At 44.8% G+C, this 20,705-nt stretch carries 15 protein-coding genes and 1 pseudogene; 10 read left to right on the top strand and 6 right to left on the bottom strand.

What is annotated here, in order from left to right:
* Nucleotides 1-56: 56 nt before the first annotated feature.
* Both pyrE and rph read right to left on the bottom strand, forming a co-directional pair.
* On the bottom strand, nucleotides 57-704 hold the full coding sequence (gene pyrE / locus MMG82_RS10110; protein ID WP_037422911.1) for an orotate phosphoribosyltransferase: 648 nt from the start codon (nucleotides 702-704) through the stop codon (nucleotides 57-59).
* A 96-nt stretch (nucleotides 705-800) separates the two neighbouring features.
* Entirely contained in the window at nucleotides 801-1,514 is a 714-nt protein-coding gene (gene rph, locus MMG82_RS10105) for a ribonuclease PH (protein ID WP_011073930.1), read from the bottom strand.
* Nucleotides 1,515-1,723: 209 nt separating this feature from the next.
* Here rph and MMG82_RS10100 point away from each other — a divergent pair, with 209 nt between their 5' ends.
* From MMG82_RS10100 to MMG82_RS10085, 4 genes are all read left to right on the top strand, one after another.
* Entirely contained in the window at nucleotides 1,724-2,587 is an 864-nt protein-coding gene (locus MMG82_RS10100) for a YicC/YloC family endoribonuclease (protein WP_099457350.1), read from the top strand.
* A gap of 185 nt (nucleotides 2,588-2,772) precedes the next feature.
* Nucleotides 2,773-4,056 carry a site-specific integrase gene (locus tag MMG82_RS10095; protein WP_053037470.1) on the top strand — a complete coding sequence of 428 codons (1,284 nt, stop codon included), beginning with the start codon at nucleotides 2,773-2,775 and terminating at the stop codon, nucleotides 4,054-4,056.
* Between the two features lie 115 nt (nucleotides 4,057-4,171).
* Nucleotides 4,172-4,945 carry a type IV toxin-antitoxin system AbiEi family antitoxin gene (locus MMG82_RS10090; protein WP_046127239.1) on the top strand — a complete coding sequence of 258 codons (774 nt, stop codon included), beginning with the start codon at nucleotides 4,172-4,174 and terminating at the stop codon, nucleotides 4,943-4,945.
* A gap of 4 nt (nucleotides 4,946-4,949) precedes the next feature.
* Entirely contained in the window at nucleotides 4,950-5,864 is a 915-nt protein-coding gene (locus tag MMG82_RS10085) for a nucleotidyl transferase AbiEii/AbiGii toxin family protein (RefSeq protein WP_053037469.1), read from the top strand.
* A gap of 37 nt (nucleotides 5,865-5,901) precedes the next feature.
* Here the strand turns inward: MMG82_RS10085 and MMG82_RS10080 are convergent, their stop codons facing one another.
* Genes MMG82_RS10080 through MMG82_RS10070 form a run of 3 tightly spaced genes read right to left on the bottom strand, consistent with a single transcriptional unit; the run spans nucleotide 5,902 to nucleotide 8,070 of the window.
* Nucleotides 5,902-6,147, bottom strand: a complete 246-nt coding sequence (locus MMG82_RS10080; protein WP_241406814.1) for an AlpA family phage regulatory protein — start codon at nucleotides 6,145-6,147, stop codon at nucleotides 5,902-5,904.
* 56 nt (nucleotides 6,148-6,203) lie between these two features.
* Nucleotides 6,204-7,865 (bottom strand): DUF927 domain-containing protein, encoded by a 1,662-nt coding sequence (locus MMG82_RS10075; protein WP_053037468.1) that lies wholly within the window; start codon nucleotides 7,863-7,865, stop codon nucleotides 6,204-6,206.
* A 16-nt stretch (nucleotides 7,866-7,881) separates the two neighbouring features.
* Nucleotides 7,882-8,070: a helix-turn-helix domain-containing protein gene (locus MMG82_RS10070; RefSeq protein ID WP_041416689.1), complete on the bottom strand. Its 189-nt coding sequence runs from the start codon at nucleotides 8,068-8,070 to the stop codon at nucleotides 7,882-7,884.
* Nucleotides 8,071-8,370: 300 nt separating this feature from the next.
* On the opposite strand from MMG82_RS10070, the gene MMG82_RS10065 reads away from it, so the two are divergent.
* Nucleotides 8,371-8,520, top strand: a complete 150-nt coding sequence (locus MMG82_RS10065; RefSeq protein ID WP_164478965.1) for a hypothetical protein — start codon at nucleotides 8,371-8,373, stop codon at nucleotides 8,518-8,520.
* Here the strand turns inward: MMG82_RS10065 and MMG82_RS10060 are convergent.
* Nucleotides 8,517-8,867: a hypothetical protein gene (locus tag MMG82_RS10060; RefSeq protein ID WP_241406813.1), complete on the bottom strand. Its 351-nt coding sequence runs from the start codon at nucleotides 8,865-8,867 to the stop codon at nucleotides 8,517-8,519. The genes MMG82_RS10065 and MMG82_RS10060 overlap by 4 nt on opposite strands.
* A gap of 1,087 nt (nucleotides 8,868-9,954) precedes the next feature.
* Here MMG82_RS10060 and MMG82_RS10055 point away from each other — a divergent pair.
* The 5 genes and pseudogenes from MMG82_RS10055 (at nucleotide 9,955) to MMG82_RS10035 (ending at nucleotide 20,208) form a co-directional block, all read left to right on the top strand.
* A pseudogene (locus MMG82_RS10055) lies at nucleotides 9,955-10,172 on the top strand (helix-turn-helix transcriptional regulator).
* Between the two features lie 28 nt (nucleotides 10,173-10,200).
* The gene (locus MMG82_RS10050) at nucleotides 10,201-13,056 is read left to right on the top strand and encodes an SNF2-related protein (protein WP_241406812.1); all 2,856 of its coding nucleotides are present in this window, start codon (nucleotides 10,201-10,203) and stop codon (nucleotides 13,054-13,056) included.
* Nucleotide 13,057: 1 nt separating this feature from the next.
* Entirely contained in the window at nucleotides 13,058-15,163 is a 2,106-nt protein-coding gene (locus MMG82_RS10045; RefSeq protein ID WP_241406811.1) for a DUF262 and DUF1524 domain-containing protein, read from the top strand.
* Between the two features lie 47 nt (nucleotides 15,164-15,210).
* Nucleotides 15,211-17,193: a site-specific DNA-methyltransferase gene (locus MMG82_RS10040; RefSeq protein WP_241406810.1), complete on the top strand. Its 1,983-nt coding sequence runs from the start codon at nucleotides 15,211-15,213 to the stop codon at nucleotides 17,191-17,193.
* A 9-nt stretch (nucleotides 17,194-17,202) separates the two neighbouring features.
* Nucleotides 17,203-20,208 carry a DEAD/DEAH box helicase family protein gene (locus MMG82_RS10035; RefSeq protein WP_241406809.1) on the top strand — a complete coding sequence of 1,002 codons (3,006 nt, stop codon included), beginning with the start codon at nucleotides 17,203-17,205 and terminating at the stop codon, nucleotides 20,206-20,208.
* The last annotated feature ends 497 nt before the right edge of the window (nucleotides 20,209-20,705 follow it).

The following is a 20,705-nucleotide window of genomic DNA, read 5'->3' as shown; positions in this document are numbered from 1 at the left end:
CTGCGACAGGATCGCAGCGTTTCTGTTTTAGCGGTTTATAACACGCTTAAGCCTTATTAGGCCTCGATGCCATACTGCTCACGGTACTGGCTTACCGCTGCTAGTTGCGCTTCCATACCTGGTTTTTCAGATAAATAGCGGATCAGATCCGCAAGCTTGATAATCGCCACAATACCACAGCCAAAATCACGCTCGACCTCTTGGATGGCTGACAATTCGCCCTTGCCCTTTTCTTGCCTATCCAGCGCGATTAATACGCCTGCCAGCTGCGCTTGATGAGCTTCGATGATTTCCATCGACTCACGGATCGCCGTCCCCGCAGTGATTACATCGTCCACCAGCATTACCCGACCTTTAAGCTCGCTACCGACTAAGCTACCGCCCTCACCGTGATCTTTTTTCTCTTTACGGTTAAAGCAGTAGGGAATATCGATATCGTGATGTTCGCACAAAGCCACCGCTGTCGTGGTCGCAATCGGAATACCTTTGTAAGCTGGGCCAAACAACAGATCGTACTCTATGCCAGAATCCACTAACGCCGCCGCATAAAAACGCCCTAAACGGGCTAAATCACGGCCAGTATTGAATAGGCCTGCATTAAAGAAGTAAGGACTGATACGGCCCGATTTAAGGGTAAACTCGCCGAATCGCAACACCTGACGCTCTAGGGCAAATTCAATAAACTCACGTTGATAGGCTTTCACAATCTCTCCTTACGACTTTAACGTTCTATTTTTATTGGGTTATAGCAATATTGATTTAATAAAAAGCCCCATAACGGGGCTTTTTATCAATAACAATTAATTTAATGCGGCTTTCTGCACATCGACGATTTCGCGAATACTGTTCTTCGCTAAACCAAGTAGCTCAATCAACTCTTCGTGAGTAAACGGCTCACCTTCGGCAGTGCCTTGAATTTCGATAATCTTACCGGTTTCTGTCATTACCACGTTCATATCGGTTTCGGCTGCGCTGTCTTCAACATACTCTAGGTCGCTTATCGCTTCACCGTTGTAGATACCCACGCTGACCGCAGCGATTAAGAACTTAAGCGGGTTAGATTTAATAATGCCTTTACCACGAGCCCAGTTAAGCGCATCCACTAAGGCGACACAAGCACCAGTGATTGACGCGGTGCGAGTACCACCATCAGCTTGGATCACATCACAATCGATGACAATGGTGTTTTCACCCAGCGCTTTCATATCCACACAGGCACGCAACGCACGGCCGATAAGACGTTGAATTTCTTGCGTGCGGCCAGATTGCTTGCCACGAGCGGCTTCACGGTCCATACGACTATGGGTTGAGCGTGGCAACATGCCGTATTCCGCCGTTACCCAGCCTTGGCCCTGACCTTTAAGGAAACGCGGTACACCCTCAGTAAAACTGGCGGTACAAAGCACTTTAGTTTCGCCAAATTCGACTAACACAGAACCTTCGGCATGGGCCGTAAATTGGCGAGTGATAGTAATGGGGCGTGTTTGTGCTGGCGTTCTGTTACTTGGACGCATGCGAAATTCCTGTATTCTGAGTCATTGACCGATTTTGGCTGCATATTATAGGGTTTTGTGCCTATAGATGCCATGCTTAGGGTGATTCTCTAGCAAACTCGTCACACAAACACCTAATCCTCCTCGCGAGTAGTGGTATGCCTTTAATCCTAAAGCCATTGACTCTATAATCGCCTCTCATTATGACGATTAAACCACTAGGACAACCCATGATCCAAAGCATGACAGCCTACGCTCGCATTGAGCACAAAGCACAATGGGGCACTGCCTCTTGGGAAATTCGCTCAGTCAACCAGCGTTATCTCGAAACTTACCTACGTCTGCCAGAACAATTCCGCAGCTTCGAGCCCGTTTTGCGCGACCGCCTGCGTAAACGCTTAAGCCGCGGTAAAGTCGAGGTCAATTTACGCTACGAATTAGCCGATAACAGCAATAACGAACTTAAATTAAACCAAGGGTTAGCCAAACAGCTACTCGACGCCGCCAGTTGGCTCAAACAAGAAGCAGGACAAGGCGAAGTCAACCTCACCGATATTTTGCGCTGGCCAGGAGTACTTTCTAGTGCTGAGCAGGATATGGACGCGGTTGGTGCCGATTTAATGACCGCCTTCGACTTAGCTATCGACCAATTCATTGAAGCCCGTGGCCGTGAAGGCGCAGCCATCAAAGACATGCTCTTAAGCCGTTTAGACGGCGTCAGCGAGCAAATCGCCGTTGTGCGCGAGCATATGCCTAAAGTCATGGAATATCAGCGGGATAAACTCACCAATCGCCTCGCCGAAATCAAAGGTGAACTCGATCCCGCCCGCATCGAGCAGGAGATGATCTTATTAGCGCAAAAACAAGATGTGGCAGAGGAAATGGACAGGCTCGAAGCCCATGTTAACGAAGCCCGCCGCATCCTCAAAAAAGGTGGCAGCGAAGGTCGCCGTTTAGATTTTATGATGCAAGAATTTAACCGCGAATCGAACACCCTCGCCTCTAAGTCCATCAGCACTGAAATCACCGCCGCCGCAGTCGAGCTCAAAGTGCTCATCGAACAAATGCGCGAGCAGATCCAAAACATAGAGTAACCTTCACCAGTGGTCAAAGACGGACTTAAAACCATTGTAAATCATTAAATTATGAAAAAATGACACTCATAACATCCATTGCAAACCTACTAAGTTTGGGTAGTTATGGGTAGTAGATTGGGGAGTATTTTCTCGCTATAGTTAGTTAAGCGAGACTGTACTCCCCAATTTTTTGAGGTCGAGAAATGGGCAATTTGCATGACAAAACCGTTAAAAAACTGATTAAGGAAAAATCATCCGTCCGACACTCCGATGGCGATGGACTGTATTTGATGACTCCCAAACGCGGGGATGCCTACTGGATGCTGCGCTACACCACACCAGCAACTAAGCTTCGGCGCGAGTACACTATCGGTAAAGTTGATGACTGGTCACTGGCCGATGCTCGTGATGAGGCCGCCAAGCTGAGGTTAGCGATCAAACGTGAAGGAGTTGATCCCGTCCAAGAACGCAAGAAAGTTAATCAGAATCCCTTTAAAACACTGAATGATTTGTATGCTGACTATCATCAGCTCCGCCAGCGACAAATTGCTACCCACGAAAAAGAAAAGAGCCTTTACGAACGAGAGGTGGCTTGGCGTATCGGTAAAGTCGAGCTAGATAAAATAAGACCACTCGACATCAGTGAAATCCTACGGGATATCGCTAATGGTTATGGTGATAAACCACCAAGACCAACCATATCTAACGACGTAATGCGTATGCTCAAGCGCATTTTTGATCATGGCATCAAGCTCGATGTTACTCAGTTCAACCCTGCAAGCCCTTTTCGACCCAAAGATGCAGGTGGGGAGGAACAAGCTGCAAACGACCCTATGACCGAAACCGAAGTCGTTGAGTTCTTTACCAAGCTCAGAGCGATCCCTGCGCAATTCAGTCGAGAGAACTATTTGGCTTGTGCTTTGTTGATTGCGACTTGTACTCGGAAAATGGAGTTATTGGCCGCACCATGGCATGAGTTTGATTTGCCAAATCGAGTGTGGCATCTGCCGAAAAAACGCACCAAGAAACGTCGCGCAATCGACATTCCTCTCAGTGATGCAGCCCTGTTGTGGTTGGAAGAGCTGAAGATCCGCAGTTGTGGTAGCGAATGGGTATTCCCAGCCAGACGAATAAGCAAAAAGGCACGTACCCCACATGTCTGCGAGAATACCTTAAACCATGCACTGAAGAAGTTGTTTGAACAGAACTTTTTCTCGTTTGAAAAGCGCCGGGTGCATGACCTAAGAGGCACTGCCAGAACCCGAATGGGTAAGATGAATATTCCTGACAATATAGCTCAACGATGCCTTAACCAAATTCCAGGTAACCGAACTGATGGTATCTATAACAAAGATGCTTATTTTGAGGAGCGCAAAGTGGCTCACAACATGCTTGGTGAGTGGCTGGCTCCAATTGTTAATGGCGATGGGGAAAATAAGATTGTCAATTTTGACACGGTTTTTAAATCACAATTTTCACGGCAATAATTGACGTGAAATTACAAACTTACAAACCCAAAATTCAAATTAGTTTGAAAAGTCTGAAAATCACGCCGATAATCAACGTGTATTTTCTTTTTTATAAACCAAAATGGGATCAGTTATGCTGAACACTGAAGCCAGACAGCAACTACAGAAACTGCTGCCGTTGGATATGATCGCCACCAAATCATGGCTGGAGACGCAAGGACTCAACCTGCATTTTCTGGACAATGCAGTCCGGAGCCAAACGCTGATCCCTGTCGCAGCCGGTGTTTACACTAGGCAAGAAGCGAAGCTATCCTGGAAAGGAATCGTTGCTTCGTTGCAACGCATGGCCGATGTCCCTGTCCATGTTGGAGGTCTGACAGCATTAGAGCTGGAAGGACTTGGCCATTACCTGTCCAAAGGAAACAAACCCAAGATTCACCTCTATTCTACTGAGATGCTGCCTAGATGGCTGGCTAGAATCGATGCGCCAGCACAATTTAAGTGGCATGGCACTCGTCGCCTATGGCCAGAGACGCTAATGCAAGACAACCAGTACCTGAGGCAAGATAGCTGGCAAGCATCTCTTCCTTCATTACATTATTCCTGTCCAGAGAAAGCCATTTTGGAGCTTTTAGCTATAGTGCCCAATACCATCAGCTTTGAACACGCTGACCAACTTATGCAAGGATTACACAACCTATCGCCTCGTAAGCTGAATTCCTTGCTGAAAGCCTGTAGCAGTATCAAAGCAAAGCGACTCTTTCTCTGGCTGGCAGGAAGACATCAACACGCTTGGCTTAAATACCTCACACCAGAACAGTATGCACTGGGCACTGGTAAACGACTGATCGCTAAAGGCGGCAAACTAGAGCCAACCTGGCAAATAACAGTGCCTAAGGATATGTGAAAACATGAATAGACAAAGCCACTACTACCGACAAGTGCAGCTACTGCTCAGGATTATTCCTTTTGTTGCGCAGCACGACTGTTTCGCTCTCAAAGGTGGAACCGCTATCAATTTGTTCGTTCGTGACTTTCCTCGACTTTCGGTTGATATCGACTTAGTTTTTCTGCCCATGATGGAACGGAATGAAGCCCTGCAGACCATCAAGAGCAACCTAGATACCCTGGCCTCCACGATAACGGCTAACATCGACAATACTCGTGTTGTCCGCTCCTTCCTGGATAAATCAGATGCTCTGCGTTTATTGGTGGAGCGAGATAACGTTCAAATCAAAATTGAACTCTCCCCTGTACTACGCGGTACGGTTTACGACCCCCAAGTCATGCCAGTAAGTGGGGCTGTTGAAGATGAGTTTGGTTTTGCAGAGATGCCAGTGGTGAATTTTGCCGATTTATACGCGGGGAAAATCTGTGCAGCACTGGATCGTCAACACCCGAGGGATCTTTTCGACGTCAAGCAACTACTTGATAACGAAGGACTCACCGATGAGCTTCGCAAAGCCTTATTGGTTTATATTATTAGCCACCCACGTCCTATTGCCGAACTACTTAGACCAAACTTCAAGGACATTTCAGGTGTTTATGAAGGAGAGTTTCGGAATATGGCCGATCAAGACATTCCCCAAGCGGAACTCGAAGCAACTCGCGAGCAGCTGGTGAGGCTCATAAACTCGTCTTTGACGCCTCAAGAGAGATCATTTTTACTATCTTTCAAAAATCGTTCCCCCGACTGGTCTCTTTTGGAGCTTTCAGGAATCGACCATTTACCTGCTGTTCGTTGGAAAATGCAAAACCTGGCCAAAATGAACCCAGAGAAACATTCAGAAGCTTACCATCGGCTTCAACAAATATTGACGATATAAAAGCCCCACCCTACACAGGACAGGGCTCTAACTTTACTCAAGCGGCTTTTCTCTGCTCAATCCACCACAGCAGATCTGAAAGCCGCCAAGCCACACAATGGGCGCTCAGCCTGACCCGTTGGGGGGCTAAGCCTTGCCGTTCCATCATCCACCACTTAGTGCGACTGACGCCAGTGATCATCTTACGGTCAGGCTCTCTGACCAGTCGCTCACACTGACCTGATTGACTGAGCACTTGAGTACGAACTTCTTCACTAGGCAAAACGAAGGTTTGTTCACTCATTACATTTTCCTCCGAAGGCTAACTGGGAAAAGTGGGAAACTGGGATATAAGCTGTGCTAGTCATCAATTTCTAACTCCTGTATCCCTGCAAAAATTCGGTCTGGCAAGAGTGCAAAAAAACGTCTCGATCTGCCATTTACCATAAGCTTTAACGTTGCACGTTCGGGCTCATTGGTAGTGAGCCATCCTCGTTGGAGTAAAGGCATTACCTCGCGCATATACTGCCCAGGCATTTCCAACTGGCGCAAAAACTGGCTTTTATCAATGAGCCATTGCCGCTCGCCATTAACATCTCTGGAATATCCGAGCAACGAAGCAGTATTCTGCTGCCCCATAGGAGATAGAGCCTTTTCCCATTTTGGCAGCAAGACTTTTAAGCGGGCCAAGACCTGATGTTCCTCTGTGTTCATGACGTGGCCACGAGCTGCTAACCACTGACCCAAGACTTGCTTCACAGAATCAATAGACTCTTCCTCATCCCAAGGCACCAAATAATTGCGCGAAGCTAAAGCAAGCGCAGTAGCGACCAGAGCAAAGCGTTGCAATACCCGAATCACTTGGGAAGACATACTACTGGTACGCCATTGATCAACCAGCCGCTGAATCTCTGATTTGGTATAATGAGCAAGCTCATAGGTTGATGTCAGAAGATTCATCCATTCGGGAAATAAGCTTCCGTAGTATCGGCTGGTCTGAGACTTCACATGATCGACAAACAATTGCGGGCGTTGAAAGCGATGCAATACATCAAAAGCTCCGAACTGACCAAATACCGGGATTTCAACTAAACGAATCTGTTGCCCAGCCTTAGGCCGTTTGCCAAGCGATTCAAATACCTCTGACAACCATACTTCACCAGTACTCAACGCCAACGTTCGCCAGTGGGATGGTTTTGCTAATCCCCCACTCTCTGTAGCCCGCAATTTACTGGTACCGGCGACAATATGATAAGTTGCAATATCAACATCCTCAGGACGCGCTAAGCCAATTTCATCAAGTCCCAGCATCATATCGTGTTGTTCAGCGGCAACAGCAGCCAAGCCATTGGCCGTCGAAATCCAACTGCGGACGAAAGATCTATCACTATAGACAGATGCTGCCAGTTCAAGCAGCGATGTCTTGCCAGTCGACGAAGGCCCTACCAAATGAAAAATACCATTCTCTACTGCGGCGGGATGCAGTAGCGGTGCAGACAGTGCCACGCCCACCACAAAAATCATCAGCGGATTTCCAACACACAAAGCCCCAACCTGAGACTGCCAATGTGATAAAGTACCGGCGCGTTTAAGCATCGACTCATTGAGCTGACCCGCGTAATAGTATGGTTCTGAGTTTGTACCAACGCACCAATCCTGAGTGACATAAACACTGTCATGCCATCCTGTTGAATCGACACAAATTCCCGCAGGGGCTTTTAGAATCTCTTGCAGCAAATAGCGCTGCAAACGCGACCAGCTTTGTGGATAGGGCTCTAACCAATAGCCAGAATCAATCAGGGCGTCCCTAATCAAGCGAGACTGGTCACCATGTAATACCCGGTTGAATACTATGTCCTGTAGCAAAACGCCATCCATGTTGCGCCACTGGATTAACGCACCAAACCCATGCTTCTTGGATTGCTTTCGAGTTCTGGCGATTACTTTTATCCACCCACCTACAACTTGGCGTTCTTCTTTTTCCAGACATTCAAGGTGAGTCTCTGTAAGATGAAATCCCATTCTTACCTCCCGCCAATTAGAGCTCAGCCATCCAGCGACGAACATCACTCGCTCTAAATCTGACGGCCTTACCTTCTGGATTGGGCTTGATGGGCTGCGGAAACTTGCCTGCTTTGACATAACGGCGCAAAGTGGGCTGGGACAGTTTGGTTAGTGAACACACTTCTTCATACGTGAGTAGATTGTTCAGTAATGCGATATTCATATGCTGGTATCTCCCATAACATCTTGATTTGTCATGAGCGATCATACCGTTCACCGAGTACAATCCTCGCCGCTAGAATTGTCCATTTTGGGCACATTGAGCGATATTTATCGGTGCTGCAAATACAGGAATGAGAACAAAGAATTAAAACTATCGACTCACAAACCAGAATATAACAAATTGAATTTTAATGACTAAACCTAAACCGTTACATGTCACGTTGTTCAGTCGTGACATGTAACGCCAGAATTTTTATTCTAAACACTCACAGAACTGTTCAGAACATTTATGGAGAGCGCTATGGCTAAAACACTGAAACAAATGCTGGAAGAACAGCCTGAGCATATTGTTGCGGCGGCGGGAGAAAAGGCATCATTGATACTGGCAGAGCTGGATAAGGGAAAACAGCCCGAAGAAACAGGGAAAATGGATGGAAGTGATGAAAGTTAATCGTCACTAAAGGTCCGGAAGTCATAATCATAGCTTCCCAAAAGGCATTGTCTCTGTTGCCGACGCTTCGCTGGCGTTTCCCGAGCAATGCTATGCCGCTGCTTGAACATCAACACGATAATCACTGAAGCGCTCAATCCTAACGCTGCTGGCCATTGAAAACACAGCAGAACAAACCATGCGAACGCCATAAGCCTTGGAAAGCGCACGCACCAACCAAGCACATGCCCGAACCACACGACTAAGGGCAAACAAAGCAGAAACCAAGCAAAACTAGTATTGCCATACGCTGCTAATCCGATGACAAAAACCAGCATAAAGAGAATATTACTCAGGTGTTTCATCATCAGACCCTCTCTAAAACTTTCACATGTGAAAGTCAGCACGTTTAAATGAGTGTTACTACAGACTAACACCACATTGAAAAATGCAAGTTCCAGCCACTAATCGCCACCCTTGGAGTTCATCTTGTTGGCTCTGTAACTGTATAAACTCCAGACGAACACCAGCGTGAAAAACACCCAGAGCCCAAACATACCCCATTCAAAAGCTGTCATCCTTTTTCCTCTCACAGTTAGTTCTCAATAAATCATGGTCCCGACACAGAGAAAAAACAATAACCAAATGAAAAATAATAACTTTGTTCCGTTAGAACATTTTACGAAAACACAAAGGACAACATTCCACACTGGAAAGTATCTGATTATTCCCGCCCAATACCTAGCCAATAACTTTCCACATAACTATCTATCTGGAATGTTGATCATCAAATTCCACATAAGTGGAATATCACGGCTAAATCATCGGCTGGAATAAATCGGCAGGGTTTCCTATCTATCTGGAATCTTAGTGCCAACATTCCCCTTTGGATTACTGTCACTGATATTCCAAAGTAGAGTGACTTTATTCTTGCTATGGAATGATCTTGAAAAGCTTCCTATCTATCTGGAATTTCAGGGAAGAAATGATGACTCCAGCACTCATAGCTCATAAACCTAAAATCCGTTCACAAGGCTGAGCCTCATATGGGTCATCAAAAAGCCACCGAAAAGCCATCTCTCAGTGATAGGTGTTAACGAACGCAGGGCCATGGCCCCCGCCTTCCATCAAAAAGCGATCTGTTGGTAGCTTTTGAGTGCTATATCGAACTGACGCACAGCTTGGGAAACTGCTGACCAATTGCTGGATAACGACATGGCCATCTGATAGTGCAAATCTTGTCGATTTGAATCGACTGCGTCGATGGTGACAGCTGACCTCTAGCAGTTTAGGTCTAATCCAACTCAATATCCTGTTACTGCAGATATGGTTCTAAGGCTTCACAAATTGCTGTTTGGACAACAATATTTAACTTCAGCTCGCAAAACACTATGCAAGTAGTGGTACTATCCAGTCCAGTTTCTAAGACCAGATAGTTAGTCCAAGTGTACGCTCATGAGTCACTGCCATCTCGCCCGCATGATGGGTGAACACAAGATGCGTATTGCAGACGTTGCCAGAGAAACAGGACTTAGCCGCGCCACAATTATTATCCTCTACAGAGAAACAGCTCAAACGGTGGATTTATAGTTACGATAGAAAAACTCTGTCTCTTGTTCGATTGTGGCATTGATGATCTACTGAAACTTCAAGCGTCAACTTCACCAGCATAGAATGAAAATCCAAGAAAGGAATTCCCGAATGCCGATAACTGAGTACCATGCAAAATATTTTGCTCACGAACTGAGTAAGCGAGGTTCACCCACTTCTATAGAGAAGCTGGCAGGAACGTTGATGGATGCAAGGGTCGATCTCAACCCCCATCAAGTAGAGGCAGCGCTATTTGCTTTCAAATCACCGTTGTCCAATGGTGCGATTTTGGCTGATGAGGTAGGTCTAGGGAAGACCATTGAAGCTGGTCTTGTTCTGTCGCAAAAGTGGGCAGAAGGCAAGAAACGCATGTTAATTATCGTACCCGCTAGCTTACGCAAGCAATGGAGCCAAGAACTTGCAGAGAAGTTCTTTCTTCCATCACAAATTTTGGAAGCAAAATCATTCAATGCAGCCATCAAAGCTGGCAACTTAAACCCGTTCGAAGCAAACGAAATTCTAATTTGTTCTTACCCTTTTGCAGCCAGACATGCAGAAAAGCTCATGTTGGTGCGCTGGGACTTGGTAGTTCTCGATGAAGCCCACCGCCTGCGCAATGTCTACAAGACACAGAATAAGACTGCGCGGGCCTTGCGCACAGCATTGACCAATGTGCCCAAAGTATTATTGACAGCCACCCCGTTACAAAACAGCCTGATGGAGCTTTATGGCCTTGTTAGCTTCATCGATGAATATGCTTTTGGTGATGAAAAATCCTTCCGCAGCCAATATTCTCGGATGACTTCTCCGGAACAATTCGGTGAGCTGAAAGGTCGATTACAGCCATTTTGTCACCGCACTTTGCGTCGTCAAGTGATGGAATACGTCAAGTACACAAACCGGCAACCCATCACGCAAGAATTCTGGCCCAGTGACGACGAGCAAGCCCTGTATGATATGGTCTCAGATTATTTACAGCGTCCTTCCCTTTTTGCACTGCCAAACGCTCAGCGAAAACTGATGACGCTAGTGCTTCGCAAGCTGCTCGCATCTTCGACCTTTGCAATTGCAGGGGCACTGGATTCGTTAGCGAATAAGTTACAACGCCAATTGAAAGACAATGAGCAATTGATCAATCGACTCGAAGGGCTGGAAGCAGACTTTGAAACGCTAGAAGAATATGAAGACGAGCTAGAGATAGAAGAGGAACAACAGCCTCTGTCTGCCGACGACATTGCTGCGATTGAAGAAGAAATCGCAGATCTGGCCGCATTTCGTGAGCTAGCCGTTTCTATATCCGAGAACGCAAAAGGAATGGCATTAATTGACGGCCTAAAGGCTGGGTTTGATAAAGCAACCGACCTCGGTGCCGAGCAAAAAGCCATTATTTTTACAGAGTCTCGCCGCACACAAGATTACTTAGTTCGATTGCTCAGCGAAAACGGATACGCCGATAAGCTGGTGTTGTTTAACGGTTCTAATACCGATGAGCAATCAAAGGCGATCTATAAGGCGTGGATAGAACGGAATCAAGGTTCAGACAAGATAACAGGTTCTCGAACAGCCGATATGAGAGCCGCATTGGTTGAGCACTTTCGCAATACCGCGCAAATCATGATTGCCACTGAAGCCGCAGCAGAAGGTATTAACTTACAGTTCTGCTCATTGTTAGTGAACTACGATATGCCGTGGAATCCCCAGCGAATTGAACAGCGAATTGGCCGTTGTCACCGCTATGGACAAAAACATGATGTGGTGGTGATTAATTTCCTCAACAAAGCCAATGCAGCCGATCAACGTGTTTATGAACTACTCGATGAGAAATTTAATTTGTTTAGCGGTGTCTTTGGCGCTAGCGACGATGTATTGGGGGCCATTGAGTCCGGGATAGATTTCGAACAGCGCATTGTTGAAATTTATCAAACCTGTCGCGAGCCAGAGCAGATCGCCTTCCAATTCGAAGAGTTGCGCAAAGAACTGGATGAGCAGATCAACCAAGCGATGGATGATACAAGACAAAAACTGCTGGAAAACTTTGATGCTGAGGTACATGACAAGCTCAAAGTTAACCTTCAGGAGAGTAAGGCTTATCTCGATAAATACAGCCAATGGCTATGGGAAATAACTCGCTTTGTACTTGCCGAACATGCAGATTTCAGTCTGGCAGAGCAAAGTAAAAATTATCGATTTGAATTAACCCAACTTCCAAATGGCGCGAATCCAGCGATTCCCCTTGGAATTTATGAGATTGGCAAAGATATTGAAGAGGCCCACGTCTATCGATTAGGTCACCCTCTTGCCAAGCAGGTAGTTCAACAACTCACTGAAGTAAATGCCCCAGCGGCGTCTTTGCAATTCGACCTAACAAATCATCCACAGCAAGTAAACGCCTTACAAGCAATGGTTGGACAGACTGGCATACTGTCTTTACACAAGCTGGCTATTACTGGCGCAGATACCGAAGAGCATTTGGTCTTCGTCGGCGTCACCGATGAAGGTGAAATGCTTAATGCAGATCAAATGCGCCGGTTGTTTAGTCTCAATGCAATTAATTTGGGGCCAGCAGAAATTGCCGATACGTCTGAACAATACGAAGCGCAAAAACAACAGATTCTAGGGGATGTTGAAGGTCGTTATGCTGCTTATTTCGAACAAGAGATGGAAAAACTCGACCACTGGGCTGACGATAAGCGCAAGGGTTTGAAATTCAACCTAAAAGACTTGGACACACAGATAAAAGATTTGAAGCGGCAGATCAGGGGTTCAAAAAATTTACCAGAAAAGCTGGCGTTTCAGCGCAAAGCGCAAAAGCTGGAAAAACAGCGGGACGAAGCGTGGCGAGAGTACGATGAACAAGCTCGTGAGGTTGAACAGAAAAAAGATAGCCTGCTCGACATTATCGAGCAGAAGCTGCAAATGAACACAACTGAACAACATGTGTTCAGTATAAGATGGAGCTTGATCTAATATGAAAGCCACCGAAGCGAAACTATTAGAGTTTCTTAAAAAATCGCCTCAATTTGTTATTCCAATCTACCAGCGAACATACTCGTGGAAAGAAAAAGAGTGCCAACAATTGTGGGATGACATCATTCGCAGCGGCAACAATGACGACATTAATGCTCATTTTATGGGATCTGTTGTCTATGTTGAAAAAGGTCTGTATTCCGTCTCATCACAAACACCGCTTTTGGTGATTGACGGTCAGCAACGCTTAACAACAATAACCCTTTTAATTGCTGCATTAACCGAAGTCATTGGTGATCAAGAACCATTGGAAGATTTCAGCCAAGCAAAATTAAAAGGCTATTACTTAACTAACCCACTTGAAAGCGGCGAGAAATTTTACAAGCTGGTATTGTCACAAACCGACGATCTGTCGTTAAAAGCCATCATCAAAGGGCTGGAGCAGCCGAACGAGAGATCAATACGAGTAGTTGAAAATTTTGAGTTTTTTAAATTAAAACTGCAAAAGATGGGCGATTTAAAACCGGTATGCAGCGGCTTAGCCAAACTGATGGTGGTCGATATTTCATTAAATCGCGAACAAGATAACCCTCAGCTCATTTTTGAGAGCATGAACTCAACGGGCAAAGAACTGAGCCAAGCAGATCTGATCCGTAACTACATACTGATGGGCCTAGAGCCAGAGCGTCAGACACACCTGTATGAACAATACTGGCGACCAATGGAGTTAGCGTTTGGGCAACAGGCATATAGTGACTACTTTGACAGCTTTATGCGTCATTTCCTTACGGTTAAAACACGTGAGATCCCCAAAATTGGCGATGTGTATGACGTGTTTAAGGAATATTCAAGACGACCAGTAGTTGCAAGCAAAGGTGTAGATGAACTAGTTAAAGGAATCAGAAACTATGCGGTGTATTTCTGCGCTTTCGCCTTAGGCAAAGAGAAGGACGAACAGTTAAAGCTGGCATTTAAAGACTTACGAGAACTGAAAGTTGATGTGGCTTATCCACTTTTGCTTGAGTTGTATTCAGACTACTCGTCTGAACTCTTAAGCCGCAGCGAATTTTTGTCTGCTGTGCGTATAATCGAAAGCTATGTTTTCAGACGCGCCATTTGCGAGATCCCAACCAACTCCATGAACAAAACCTTTGCTCGGATGGGGATGGGCCTTAAAAAGGATCGCTACCTCGAAAGCATACAAGCTTCCTTCCTGTTATTACCATCCTACCGCCGTTTTCCAAACGATGAGGAGTTCCATAGGAAAATTCAAACCAAAGATATCTACAACTTCCGCAACAAAAGCTACTGGTTACGGCGGATGGAAAACTTTGGCCGTAAAGAACGCGTTTTGGTCGATGATTACACCATTGAGCACATCATGCCGCAAGCAGACAATAACCCAGAAAAATTGCCACAGGTGTGGCGAGCAGAGCTAGGCGATGACTGGCAACGCATTTGGGAGACTTACCGTCATACCCTCGGAAACTTAACCTTAACGGGGTATAATTCGGAATACAGCAACAGTGCGTTTATCGCCAAGTGTGAACATGAATTTGGATTCAAATTCAGCCCTCTCAAGATGAACGAGGGGATTGCGGTCGAGCCTATATGGAACGAAGATGCAATCACAAAACGCGCTAACAGACTGGCCGACAAGGCAACTAAGGTATGGGTAGATGTCGCATTACCCAATGATATTATCGACGCCTACAGACCAACAAATGACCAAACAAGTGAATACAGTTTGGCAGATCATCCACATTTGATGACGGGTAAAATGGCTGAAATTTATCAGGTTTTCCGTAAAGCGGTGTTGGATCTGGACCCATGCGTAACAGAAGAAGTGAAAAAACTCTATGTCGCCTTTAAAGCCGAGACCAATTTTGTCGATGTGGTGCCACAGGCGAAACGCCTACGTTTATCATTGAATATGCCGTTTGCCGAGATAGATGACCCCCGTGGCCTCTGTAAAGATGTAACCAATCTAGGGCGTTGGGGTAACGGTGATGTTGAGGTAGGCCTCGATAATCTAGACGATCTATCTCATGTCATGGCTTTGGTTACTCAAGCATTCGAACGCCAAATGGGATCAGACACTATCTGACGCCAGTCTAAGCTACAAATTTTTGAATTTATAAGAGATATAACAAGATGACAGAAAAACCTGAAGTAATGAGTGGCGAAAGCTTAGATATTGCCGCTCAGCGTCGTGATGAACTAAAACAACTCTTCCCCGGTGTGTTTACCGAAACGAAGGATGCTGACGGCAATGTCGTGTCATCCATTGACTTTGAACGCCTTAAGGCCGAATTAGGGACCTTCTCTGATATCTACGAGGGAAGACGCGAGCGTTATGGTATGGAATGGCCAGGTAAACGCGACTGTATGAAAGTGATTCAGGAGCCAAGCCGGGCAACCTTAAAACCATGTCCGGACGAGTCTGTAGACTGGGATACCACCAAGAACCTGTTTATCGAAGGTGACAACCTTGAAGTACTAAAGCTTTTGCAAAAGAGCTATTACGGCAAGGTGAAAATGATCTATATCGACCCGCCGTATAACACAGGTAAAGAATTTATTTATCCAGATAATTATCAAGAAACACTTGATACTTACTTATCATACGCTGGATTATTAGACGATGACGGGAAAAAATTTAGTACGAATACTACCGCAGAAGGCCGCTATCATACGAAGTGGCTGAATATGATGTACCCCCGTTTATTTTTGGCTCGCAACTTACTGAGTGAAGATGGAATTATCTTTATATCTATAGATGATAATGAGTTTGATAATCTTCTAAAGCTTTGTTTTGAAATTTTTGGGGAAGAAAATAAGCTTGCAGTCTTCGCTTGGAAAACCGACGGAAATTTTGACAATCAAGCTAAAGTTAAAGGCTGTCATGAATATATTCTTGCTTTCGCCAGAGAAGTTAAAAAATTCCCACATCCACCTGTCGTTGATCCTAATACTAATGAGGGTAGCAAGCTTTTCAATAGTGAAATTAGGAACACGGTTGTAAAGAATGGACCTAAAAACCCTGTGTCTTCCGTAACTCTGCCCATAGGATTTCCATCATCATTTTCTAAAGGAGTGATTAAAGCTAGAAATGATGTTTGGCCGCACTACAAAACTGAAGCTTTATTTGAGAATGGATCTTTAATTTCGCCAGTAGAGGTATCTAGTGGTTGGAGTTCAAAGAACTTATTGCTCGATTTCATAAATAATAATTTTTCCCCGGTTTTTGACAGCAAAGGACAGGTAACTCGATTTGAGGTTATTGCATCAGGGGCAATTGAGTGCATAAAAGAGCGTTCAAGTACCCAAAGCCATGTAATTTCTACGCTCGCAGGATTCGGCGGCTCACAAAAAGCGAGTTCTGAAATTGAAGAACTCGGCGTCATTTTCGATGATTACCCCAAGCCTACTAGTCTGATTGAATATTTGATTAGTATGAATGATTGTGACGAATTCACAGTTCTTGATTTTTTTGCAGGGTCAGGGACTACTGCCCATGCAGTAGCAAACGTAAATGCAAAATTTGCTAATAAAAACGTATCTTGTATCAGTGTTCAACTGCCAGAACCTTGCAAAGAAGAAACCAAAGCTCATTCATTGGGATACACAAGCATATCTAAGATAGCTATTGCGCGGATTAGTAAAGCTCTTGAGAAGAATAGAGCTATTTGCAATTCGCACTCTAAAGACTTCGGTCTGAAAGTCTTCAAATTAGATCGTTCTTGCTTTAAAGCTTGGTCAAATGAAGTCGAAGATGTAAACCAATTACAACAAAATTTGCTGAATGCTATCGAAAACGTGCACGACGATATTCAGAATCTGGATATGCTCTTTGAGATTTTACTTAAAGCGGGATTTGAGCCAACTGAATCTATTGTTATTAAAGAGTTTAATGGCAATATCGTATATTCAATAGCGAATGATGCCTTGCTAATCTGTCTTGAAGAAAAGATTACAGACGAACTAATTGAACAAATCATCGCTTTAGAACCGATGCAATTTATCTGCCTAGATAAAGGCTTCCAAGGTAATGACCAGTTAAAAGCTAACACTGCTCAAGCGTTTAAAGCTCGCTCACAAAACAGCGAGGCCGAGATGGTCTTTAAAGTTGTTTAAGGAGCGATGATGTCATTATTAAAACTTAAATTTAACGCCTCGCTTGACTATCAAAAACATGCTGTTAAGGCAGTTGTTGATCTTTTTGAAGAGCAGCCTATGGCGCAAGACGCATTTAGCGTTTCTGTACGTCAAAGCGCTGGCGGCAGCCAGTTATCACTGAACGGCGATGCATTTACTGGAATTTCTGCCGTTTCAAATAAGCTTATATTGTCTCAAGCACAGCTATTGCGAAACCTGCGCAAGGTGCAAGAAACTAACAATATTGTGCTTGCTGATAAGTTAGAGCAGACAGATTTTGACCTTGAACAGGAAGATGAGAAGGGTACTTACAAGTTAAAAAAACATGTGCCGCATTTTTCGGTAGAGATGGAAACCGGCACGGGTAAAACCTACGTTTACCTGCGCACTTTATTTGAACTCAATAAGATCTATGGTTTTACTAAGTTTATTATCGTAGTGCCGAGTGTGCCGATCCGCGAAGGTGTACTGAAAAGCATTCAGATTATGCGAGACCACTTTCGTGAGCTTTACGACCATGTTCCATTCGACCATTTTGTTTATGATCCATCCAAACTAGGACAGGTGCGCCAGTTCGGTTCCAGCAACAAAATTCAGATAATGGTGATTAATATTCAGGCTTTTGAGAAAGAGCAAAATATTATCAACCGTGAGCAAGATAAGCTGAGTGGCAACAAACCCATCGACTTTATTCGTGCAGCTAATCCGATAGTCGTTATCGACGAACCTCAGTCGGTTGAAGGCGATACTAGAAAAGACCAAACCAAGCGTTCTGAAGCGCTACATAACCTGAATCCACTTTGTACCTTGCGTTATTCTGCAACGCACAAGAACCCTTATAACTTACTGTATAGCTTGGGGCCGATAGAAGCCTATGATCTTAAGTTGGTGAAACGGATTGAAGTCGCCAGCATGGTTGAAGAGCAAAGCTTCAACAATACATTCGTCGCTTTAAAAGAAGTGGATAACAAAAACGGCATTAAAGCTAAGCTACAAATTAATGTGCAAGATAAAACCGGACCAAAGAAAAAGCTGGTTACCGTTAAGCAAGGTGCTGACTTATATACCTCGTCGAAAGAGCGGCAGGAATACCAACATGGCTGGATTGTCGCCAATATCAGTTGTGAACCGGGTATCGAGCATGTTGAGTTCGCCAATGGTCAAGTGTTGCGGTTAGGTGAGCAACTCGGTGGCTTAGACGGCGAGTTGATGCGAGCGCAGATTTATGAAACCGTAGAGCAGCATCTGAAGAAAGAACTCGCCGTTAAAGGCAAAGGGATCAAAGTCCTTTCACTGTTTTTTATCGATAAAGTCTCAAACTACCGCGAATACAATGACGACGGCACCACCAGTTTAGGTAAGCTGGGGCTTTGGTTTGAAGAAGCATACAACGAACTAACACAAAAACCCTTGTATCGTGGACTGTTAAGTTTTCCTGTGGCAGAGGTTCACAACGGCTATTTTTCGCAAGACAAAAAAGGCATAGCTAAGGACACCACAGGCAAAACTAAAGACGATGAAGATACCTATTCATTGATCATGCGCGATAAGGAACGCTTGCTGTCTCTTGACGAGCCTCTGCGTTTTATCTTCTCCCACACCGCATTGCGAGAAGGTTGGGATAACCCCAATGTGTTCCAAATTTGTACCTTAAACGAAACCAAAAGCGCTGATAGAAAACGTCAGGAAATTGGCCGAGGCTTACGTTTGCCTGTAAACCAAAACGGGGAACGTGTTCATGATGCTTCGGTGAACAGACTAACCGTGATTGCCAACGAGTCATACGATGACTTCGCCAAGCAACTGCAGACTGAGTATGAGGAAGACTACGGCATAGGTTTTGGTAAATTGGGGATCAACGCCTTTGCTAAGTTGGCTAATCCTGACGCTCGTCAATATGTGAATATTGGACAAGAAGCTTCAGAAGTGATTTTTAGCTCGCTACAAAAAAGTGGCTACCTGGATGCAGAAGGTAAAGTGACGGATAAATTTGATCCTAAGAATCCTCACTTCATTCTCGACCTCCCACCAGAATGGGTGCACATGCGACCACAGGTCACGGATGAGATAAATAAATACGTGTTTAAGAATAGAATTGTTAATGCGCGGGACAAACGAACACTAACTCTTCGTAAAAACGTTACGCTAGACCCGACATTCAGAGAACTCTGGGAACGCATCAGCCAGCGAACTCGATTCCGCGTGACCTTTGATACCGATGAGCTGGTTAAAGCGGCAGCTAAAGCCATTGCGGAGATGCCGCCAATTCACCGCTCACGGATAACAACTGAAGTCTATCGATTAGATACCAACAAGGCCGGGATCGAAGGGGAGCAAATTTCTGGCGGCGTGCGAGAAATAAGCCAGTCACCGGATTTGCCCGATCTATTGGCTTATCTGCAAAACAGTACTGAGCTGACTCGCCACACTTTAGTAGAGATACTCAAAAGCAGTGGCAGGTTAAAGGACTTTCTTGAGAATCCGCAAGTGTTTATTAACCAAGTTACCCAGTGTATTCAGGATGTTTTGCATCATGTGACAGTGCAAGGTATCGAGTATGAAAAGGTCGGTGGTAGTGTTTATGAAATGCACAACATCGAACAAGAGGCCGAACGCGGGATAACCCGCTACTTGAATAATCTGTACGAAGTGCAAAACCATGATAAGACACTATTTGATTTCGTTGAGTACGATTCAGAAGTTGAACGTGAGTTTGCCAAAGCTTGTGATAATGACGAGCGGATCAAGTTTTACTGCAAACTACCCGCCAGCTTTAAGATAGATACCCCCGTTGGCCCCTATAACCCTGACTGGGCGTTAGTGACAGAAGGTGAAGAAAAACTGTATCTGGTACGAGAAACCAAAAGTACACGTAACCGCAAAGAACTACGTGAGTCCGAGCAAGATAAAATTGCCTGCGGCGAAAAGCATTTTGCTGCAATCGGCGTGAATTACGATGTGGTCACGAATTTAGCAGAAGCATTGCATGGCTAATTAACTTTACAATGAAGGTGGGTTATTTTGTTTCCCACTTTCCCAGCTTTCCCACCTTAATGGGTATGAGGAGGGAAAGCTCAATGTTCTTTCTGCACAAACCAATTAAACAGCTCTCTTATGGGTAGTAAATTGGGTAGCAAATATAGAAAAATCACCTTATTAAAACTTAAATAATTGTTTTTATTTAACAAATTTTTTAAGTTTACAAGCAGATCCAGAACGTCGAATAATCTCCTCATTCCTTCAACAATTTGCTTTTAATGCCCTACTCTTAGGGCGTTGAAAGCACCTTTGTAGTTTCATTTATCATCAGATACTTAATATTGGATGAGCCTTAGATGATACGCAAAGAATGGTAAATTCAATACGCTACAAAGTTCCAAAAAATACTAATTAGATAAAACGTCGACTTATCTTTATCAGCCTCTACACCCTACTCCTTTAGGAATAATTCAGACAATTTAATGTGACAGCCGCAGCAAATCCTGACTAAA

Source organism: Shewanella sp. MM_2022_3 (assembly GCF_022557375.1).
Classification (GTDB): domain Bacteria; phylum Pseudomonadota; class Gammaproteobacteria; order Enterobacterales; family Shewanellaceae; genus Shewanella; species Shewanella xiamenensis.
Note: the sequence above shows the minus strand (reverse complement) of the source record. Positions and strands in the feature narration are given on the sequence as shown.